Here is a 7,622-nt window from a genome sequence, read left to right as displayed (position 1 = left end):
CGCTTTTCTTGCCGCCCAGCATCCCTAACCAACAAGCCCGGATAGATCCGGGCTAAAAGTGGTTAAATCCTTACGCTCTCGATCAGGTTACCGGCGCCGGGTTAAATACCGCCAGCTGGTTGTGCAGGCCCCATTGATCGGAGAAGGTTTTTTTGCGTCCGCTGGCGACGTCGAGAATAAATTCGAACAGCTTCCGCCCGACATCCTCAATCGTCTCTTCGCCAGTGGCGATGGTCCCGGCGTTAATGTCCATTAAGTCATACCAGCGGTTGGCCAGCTCGGTACGGGTCGCCATTTTTATCACCGGTACCGCCATCAGTCCGTACGGCGTACCGCGACCGGTGGTGAATACCTGCACCGTGATGCCAGAGGCTACCTGCTGGGTGCCGCAGACAAAATCGCTGGCGGGGGTTGCGGCGTAAATGAGGCCGCGTTTGGTCGGACGCTGCCCCGGAGAGAGCACCTCAACGATGGCGCTTTTCCCTGATTTGGCAATCGACCCCAGCGCTTTTTCCACCACGTTGGCCAGACCGCCTTTCTTGTTGCCGGGGGAGGGGTTGGCGCTGCGGTCGGTTTTGCCCATATCAAGATAGTTATCGTACCAGGCCATCTCTTCCAGCAGACGTTTACCGACCTCTTCGTTAATCGCCCGCGGCGTCAACAGATGAATGGCGTCGCGTACTTCGGTCACTTCTGAGAACATCACCGTCGCGCCGCAGCGCACCAGCAGGTCGGACGCGTAACCTACCGCCGGGTTGGCGGTCACGCCTGAAAAGGCGTCGCTGCCGCCGCACTGCATCCCGACCACCAGCTCAGAGGCCGGGCAGGTTTCCCGCTGGCGCTGGTTCAGTTTCGCCAGGTGGCGCTCGGCGACCTGCAGAATGTCATCGACCATCGATTTAAAACCAACATGCTTTTCATCCTGCAGGCTGACGATGCTGGCGCTGTCCACCGGGATACTTTTGACGTCTTCCGTGCCCTGCAGCAGGCGTTCCGGCTGCAGCTTCTCACAGCCGAGGCCAATGACCATCACCTCGCCGCCGAAGTTTGGGTTGAGGGCGATATTATGAATGGTGCGAATCGGCACTACCGCCGCCGGCGCATTAATCGCCACGCCGCAGCCGTAGAGATGATTCAGGCCCACCACGCCATCGACGTTGGGATAGTTTGGCAGCAGGTCGCGTTCAATGATTTTCACCACGTAATCGACCACGCCAGCGACGCAGTGCACGCTGGTGGTAATACCCAGCAGATTCTTGGTACCCACGCTGCCGTCAGCATTGCGGTAGCCTTCGAAGGTGTAACCTTCCAGCGGCGGTAGCGGTTCAGGCACTTTAGTGGCCAGCGGCAGGGTATTCAGCGGCGGGGCGGTGGGCAGCTCCACCAGCGACTCGTCAATCCAGCTTCCCTGCGGGATATCGCGTACGGCATAGCCAATGACTTCGCCGTAGCGGATGATTTCACCATGGGCGGGGATATCCACCAGGGCAACTTTGTGACCCTGCGGGATATGCTCGACGAGCGTCAGGCCGTCCGGGAAACGCGTTCCGGCGGTTAAGCCGCGATCGTTGACAATAATCGCCACATTATCTGTCGGGTCAACTTTAATATAAAACGCGGTCGGCGATTGTTGTCGAATTGCAATGTCAGCCATTGTCCAGTCATCTCCAAACAGGTGCTAATAATAAAATAAAACGTTAATTCATTTGCTACGTATCAGTATGATGGAATAAAGGATGTCAGCTGAGTTGATTTTAAAATGTGATCGGCATCACTCCTTTTTATGACGCTAACCTCTGCAGGGCAGGCAATCGTAAGAAGTGTGGATTAGCGCCCATGACTTATGGCATAAGCACAATTATGGCTTTAAATAATAACTTTATATTGTGGGTATGCATAGTGTCTGGCGGGGGCGTGCTGATTATACTGAGTCATGTTTTTGAGGTGATCGATATGCGAATAGACAGTTTCAATATCGTCTTTTAAATAAATCAGAAGCCACTTAAAAAAATTATAAAAGGTGTTCTGTGCCCGAGGAATGTCTAAATGATTCTGGATTCTACATTAGATGAAAAAAAAGGAATACCGACCCGCTATTTAATTCTGTTGATGATATTTGTGGTGACGGCAGTGAACTATGGCGACCGCGCGACCTTGTCTATCGCCGGTACTGAAGTTGCGAAAGAGCTGGGGCTCAGCGCGGTGTCGATGGGATACATTTTTTCCGCCTTCGGCTGGGCTTATCTGCTGATGCAGATCCCTGGCGGCTGGCTGCTGGATAAATTTGGCTCGAAAAAGGTTTATTCATACAGTCTGTTTTTCTGGTCACTGTTTACCTTCCTGCAAGGCTTTATTGATGTGTTCCCGCTCGCCTGGGCCGGGGTCTCCATGTTCTTTATGCGTTTTATGCTGGGCTTTTCCGAAGCGCCCTCGTTTCCCGCCAACGCCCGCATTGTGGCGGCCTGGTTTCCGGCCAAAGAGCGGGGTACGGCTTCAGCTATCTTTAATGCCGCTCAGTACTTCTCGCTGGCTCTGTTCTCGCCGCTGCTCGGCTGGCTGACCTTCGCGCTGGGCTGGGAACATGTCTTTACCGTGATGGGGATAATAGGGTTTGTGCTCACCATCATCTGGGTGAAGTTTGTGCATAACCCCACCGATCATCCGCGAATGTCGGCCGCGGAGCTGAAATATATCTCAGAAGGCGGCGCAGTGGTCGATATGGACCATAAAAAAGAGGCCACCCCGGCGGCCGGGCCGAAGATGGACTATATCCGCCAGTTGCTGACTAACCGAATGATGTTAGGCGTATTTTTCGGTCAGTATTTCCTGAATACCATTACATGGTTCTTCCTGACGTGGTTTCCGATCTACCTCGTGCAGGACAAGGGAATGTCGATTCTGAAAGTGGGGTTTGTGGCTTCGATTCCGGCGCTGTTTGGCTTTGCTGGCGGCGTACTGGGCGGGCTGTTTTCGGATTATCTGATTGGCCGCGGCTGCACGCTGACTTTTGCGCGTAAGCTGCCCATTGTGCTGGGAATGCTGCTGGCGTCGTCCATCATCCTGTGTAACTACACGGCCAGCACGCCGCTGGTCATTACGCTGATGGCGCTGGCGTTCTTTGGCAAAGGCTTTGGCGCGCTGGGCTGGCCGGTCATCTCGGATGTCGCGCCGAAGGAGATTGTTGGCCTGTGCGGCGGGGTATTCAACGTCTTTGGCAATGTGGCCTCGATCGCCACGCCGCTGGTTATTGGCTACATCGTGAGCGAACTGCACTCATTTAATGGCGCACTGATTTTTGTTGGCGGCTCCGCGCTGATGATGATGGTCTGCTACCTGTTTGTGGTTGGCGATATCAAACGTATGGAATTGCAGAAGTAAGCAACGATTAACGCAAGGTAAAAATCATGGATAACGCAATTTTTCCGAACAAATTTAAGGCCGCGCTGGCGACGCATCAGGTGCAGATTGGCTGCTGGTGCGCTTTGGCTAACCCGATTAGCACCGAGGTGCTAGGTCTGGCGGGGTTCGACTGGCTGGTGCTGGACGCGGAACACGCGCCAAACGACGTCACCACGCTCATTCCGCAGCTGATGGCCCTGAAAGGTAGTTCCAGCGCGCAGGTAGTCCGTGTGCCGACCAATGAACCCATCATCATCAAGCGCATGCTGGACATCGGCTTCTATAACTTCCTGGTGCCGTTTGTCGAGACGGCTGAACAGGCGGCGCAGGCGGTGGCTTCGACCCGTTATCCGCCGGAAGGGATCCGCGGGGTCTCCGTTTCCCACCGCGGCAATATGTTTGGCACCGTGCCGGACTACTTCGCCCAGTCCAACAAGAACATTTCCATTCTGGTGCAGATTGAGAGCCAGACCGGAGTGGACAACGTCGAGGCGATTGCCGCGACCGAGGGCGTGGACGGTGTGTTTGTCGGCCCGAGCGACCTGGCCGCCGCCTTAGGCCATTTGGGCAATGCCGCCCATCCTGAGGTGCAGCGCGCTATCCAACATATCTTCGCCAGCGCGAAGAAGCACGGTAAGCCAAGCGGCATTCTGGCGCCAGTGGAAGCCGATNCGCGCCGNTATCTGGAATGGGGCGCGACCTTCGTCGCCGTTGGCAGCGATCTGGGCGTCTTCCGTTCTGCAACCCAGAAACTTGCCGACGCGTTTAAAAAATAATCACCAGGATGAAGAGAGAGAACATTATGACAATCAAAGTAGGTTTTATCGGTCTTGGCATTATGGGCAAACCGATGAGCAAAAATTTGCTGAAAGCGGGTTACTCGCTGGTGGTGTCTGACCGTAACCCGGAAGCGATTGCCGACGTGATCGCCGCTGGCGCTGAGACCGCGACGACGCCGAAAGCGATTGCCGAACAGTGCGAGGTGATCATCACCATGCTGCCGAACTCTCCGCATGTTAAAGAGGTGGCGCTGGGTGAAAACGGCATTATTGAAGGGGCGAAACCGGGCACCGTAGTGATCGATATGAGCTCCATTGCGCCGCTGGCGAGTCGGGAAATCAGCGAAGCGCTGAAAGCCAAAGGTATTGATATGCTGGATGCGCCGGTGAGCGGCGGCGAACCGAAAGCCATCGACGGCACGCTGTCGGTCATGGTCGGCGGCGATAAAGCGATCTTCGATAAATACTACGATCTGATGAAAGCGATGGCCGGCTCCGTAGTGCATACCGGCGATATTGGCGCGGGCAACGTCACCAAACTGGCTAACCAGGTGATTGTCGCGCTGAACATCGCGGCGATGTCTGAAGCGCTGACCCTGGCGACTAAAGCCGGCGTCAATCCGGATCTGGTTTATCAGGCTATTCGCGGCGGTCTGGCGGGCAGTACCGTGCTGGATGCGAAAGCCCCGATGGTGATGGACCGTAACTTCAAACCGGGTTTCCGTATCGACCTGCATATTAAAGATCTGGCCAATGCGTTGGATACCTCACACGGCGTGGGCGCCCAACTGCCGCTGACGGCGGCGGTGATGGAGATGATGCANGCGCTGCGCGCGGACGGTCTCGGCACTGCAGACCATAGCGCGCTGGCGTGCTATTACGAAAAACTGGCGAAAGTGGAAGTCACTCGCTAACAAGAAGGGCGCCCTGCGCGCCCTGTTATGCTTGCCTTGCGCGGCACTGTCAGGCTACAAAATTATGAAAATCGTCATTGCCCCAGACTCTTACAAAGAAAGCCTTTCTGCCAGCGAGGTAGCTCAGGCGATAGAAAAAGGATTTCGGGAAATTTTCCCTGATGCACAGTATGTTTCCCTGCCCGTCGCCGACGGCGGCNAGGGGACGGTGGAAGCCATGATTGCCGCCACCCAGGGAAAGGAACATTTCGCATGGGTAACGGGTCCGCTGGGTGAGAGAGTGAAGGCCTGCTGGGGCATGTCCGGCGACGGCGTCACCGCGTTTATTGAGATGGCGGCAGCCAGCGGTCTGGGGCTCGTTCCGCCCGACAAACGTAACCCGCTCATCACCACTTCACGGGGTACCGGGGAGCTAATATTACAGGCGCTGGAGCATGGTGCGGAACGGATCATTATCGGCATCGGCGGTAGTGCGACCAACGACGGTGGGGCGGGTATGATGCAGGCGCTAGGCGCCCGCCTCTGTGACGCCGAGGGACAAGAGATCGGCCATGGCGGGGGCAGTTTGAGCCGTCTGAGCCGGATCGATCTTTCCGCCATCGATCCGCGCTTACGTGACAGGATGATCCACGTGGCCTGCGATGTTACCAATCCGCTGGTAGGCGAGCGTGGGGCGTCGCGGATCTTTGGCCCACAGAAAGGGGCGACCGAGGCGATGATCGTCGAGCTGGATCGTAATCTGGCGCATTATGCCGACGTCATTAAGACGTCGCTGCAGGTGGACGTGAAGTCGATCCCCGGCGCGGGAGCGGCCGGCGGCATGGGTGCGGCGCTGATGGCCTTTCTCAATGCGGAGCTGCGCAGCGGGATTGAGATCGTTACCGAGGCGCTGAAGCTGGAAGAACAAATCCATGACTGCTCACTGGTGGTCACCGGGGAAGGGCGGCTCGATAGCCAGTCTGTTCACGGTAAGGTGCCGGTGGGGGTGGCCCGGGTGGCGAAGAAATACCGTAAGCCGGTGATCGGTATTGCTGGCAGCCTGACTCACGATGTCGGCGTGGTTCACCAGCACGGTATCGATGCCGTATTCAGCGTGTTAACTTCCGTTTCGACGCTGGAAGAGGCATTTCGCGGGGCGTTTGATAATATTTACCGCGCGTCGCGTAATATTGCTGCCACCCTGCAGGTTGGGATGACCACTGAGGGATGACAACGGGCGGTAAACCCTCTATACTGCGCGCCGAAGCTGACCAGACAGTCGCCGCTTCGTCGTCGTCCTCCTTCGGGGGGAGACGGGCGGAGGGGAGGAAAGTCCGGGCTCCATAGGGCAAGGTGCCAGGTAACGCCTGGGGGGTGTCACAGCCCACGACCAGTGCAACAGAGAGCAAACCGCCGATGGCCCGCGCAAGCGGGATCAGGTAAGGGTGAAAGGGTGCGGTAAGAGCGCACCGCGCGGCTGGTAACAGTCCGCGGCACGGTAAACTCCACCCGGAGCAAGGCCAAATAGGGGTTCATAAGGTACGGCCCGTACTGAACCCGGGTAGGCTGCTTGAGCCAGTGAGCGATTGCTGGCCTAGATGAATGACTGTCCACGACAGAACCCGGCTTATCGGTCAGTTTCACCTTTTACGCAAAAACCCCGCTTCGGCGGGGTTTTTGCTATTCGAATAGCGGAGAAAGGATGAATGACTGTCCACGACGCTATACCAAAAGAACGCGGCTTATCGGTCAGTTTCACCTTTTTTATGTCAAAACCCCGCTCCGGCGGGGTTTTTGCTATCTGAACCCGTGACGCGGATGAATGGCTGTCCACGACGCTATACCAAAAGAAGGCGGCTTATCGGTCAGCTACCGTTATTTAACCACCTTAGGATTCTGTAGCGTCGGGATCGTGGAATCTTGCACCTGATGAACCTGGCCGACGATCGTGGCGACGCTGCCGTTGCTTAAAGCCTCTACGTCTGCGCTGTTATGCGAGCCAAAATTAAAGGTAAGACGTTTATCCGTTTTATTCTGTTCATCTCGCATGGTCACGATAAAATAGTAGCTGCCGGCGATACCGCTCTTCCGACGAATGTCGACAATCACCCCGCGTACCTTGACCCATTTACCCAGATAATCGCTGCTGGCCTTCGCCGGGTTGAGAGTAAACGGCTGCAGGAACTGAGCCACTGAATACGTCTGCATCGAAGCGACGGCGTCATCTCCGGGTTGAAATAATTTGTCTCCCGCGGAATAAAAGGCTTTAGAAGCCAGGCCGCAGCCGCTTAACAGCGAGATGACAAAAACCAGCGGTAATACGCGAAAACGTAATAACATCTCAATCTCCTTATCTATTTTTAAATGATATCCTTGATGCGCTGGATAACGTAATATGCGCTAATTAAATTAAAGNAAAAGTCACCACTGTCAAATATTTTGCTTGCTGTTGAAGTTAAAATAAAACCTGGTGATGTTAGGGCGTCAACTATATAAGTTAACACGGTATTCATATTTTATATGTTTTAGTGAAGTATATTAGTGCTGTGGA

General features: G+C 55.5%; 6 protein-coding genes and 1 other RNA gene. 5 read left to right on the top strand and 2 right to left on the bottom strand.

The features are described 5' to 3' along the window. Window positions 1–82 precede the first annotated feature (82 nt). Entirely contained in the window at window positions 83–1,654 is a 1,572-nt protein-coding gene (gene garD, locus VZP09_RS17790) for a galactarate dehydratase (RefSeq protein ID WP_002917960.1), read from the bottom strand. 392 nt (window positions 1,655–2,046) lie between these two features. Between garD and VZP09_RS17785 the strand changes: the two genes are divergently transcribed. From VZP09_RS17785 to rnpB, 5 genes are all read left to right on the top strand, one after another. Next, window positions 2,047–3,378 carry an MFS transporter gene (locus VZP09_RS17785; RefSeq protein WP_004149911.1) on the top strand — a complete coding sequence of 444 codons (1,332 nt, stop codon included), beginning with the start codon at window positions 2,047–2,049 and terminating at the stop codon, window positions 3,376–3,378. Between the two features lie 26 nt (window positions 3,379–3,404). Continuing rightward, on the top strand, window positions 3,405–4,175 hold the full coding sequence (garL, locus tag VZP09_RS17780; protein WP_328795313.1) for a 2-dehydro-3-deoxyglucarate aldolase: 771 nt from the start codon (window positions 3,405–3,407) through the stop codon (window positions 4,173–4,175). Between the two features lie 26 nt (window positions 4,176–4,201). Beyond that, window positions 4,202–5,092, top strand: coding sequence for a 2-hydroxy-3-oxopropionate reductase (garR, locus tag VZP09_RS17775; RefSeq protein WP_328795312.1), 891 nt, complete (start codon window positions 4,202–4,204; stop codon window positions 5,090–5,092). A 64-nt stretch (window positions 5,093–5,156) separates the two neighbouring features. Continuing rightward, window positions 5,157–6,302, top strand: coding sequence for a glycerate 2-kinase (gene garK / locus VZP09_RS17770; RefSeq protein ID WP_328795311.1), 1,146 nt, complete (start codon window positions 5,157–5,159; stop codon window positions 6,300–6,302). A gap of 32 nt (window positions 6,303–6,334) precedes the next feature. Continuing rightward, window positions 6,335–6,717, top strand: an RNA gene (rnpB, locus tag VZP09_RS17765) — RNase P RNA component class A. 229 nt (window positions 6,718–6,946) lie between these two features. On the opposite strand, the gene VZP09_RS17760 is transcribed toward rnpB, so the two are convergent. Continuing rightward, on the bottom strand, window positions 6,947–7,411 hold the full coding sequence (locus VZP09_RS17760) for an OB-fold putative lipoprotein (protein WP_004150939.1): 465 nt from the start codon (window positions 7,409–7,411) through the stop codon (window positions 6,947–6,949). Between the last annotated feature and the right edge of the window lie 211 nt (window positions 7,412–7,622).

Source organism: Klebsiella sp. EMBS2024, from assembly GCF_036233805.1.
Classification (GTDB): Bacteria; Pseudomonadota; Gammaproteobacteria; order Enterobacterales; family Enterobacteriaceae; genus Klebsiella; species Klebsiella pneumoniae.
Note: the sequence above shows the minus strand (reverse complement) of the source record. Positions and strands in the feature narration are given on the sequence as shown.

Excerpts from the sequence above, each read along its gene's own strand:
- garD (WP_002917960.1), bottom strand. The coding sequence starts at position 1,654 with ATGGCTGACATTGCAATTCGACAACAATCGCCGACCGCGTTTTATATT.
- VZP09_RS17785 (WP_004149911.1), top strand. The coding sequence starts at position 2,047 with ATGATTCTGGATTCTACATTAGATGAAAAAAAAGGAATACCGACCCGC.
- VZP09_RS17760 (WP_004150939.1), bottom strand. The coding sequence starts at position 7,411 with ATGTTATTACGTTTTCGCGTATTACCGCTGGTTTTTGTCATCTCGCTG.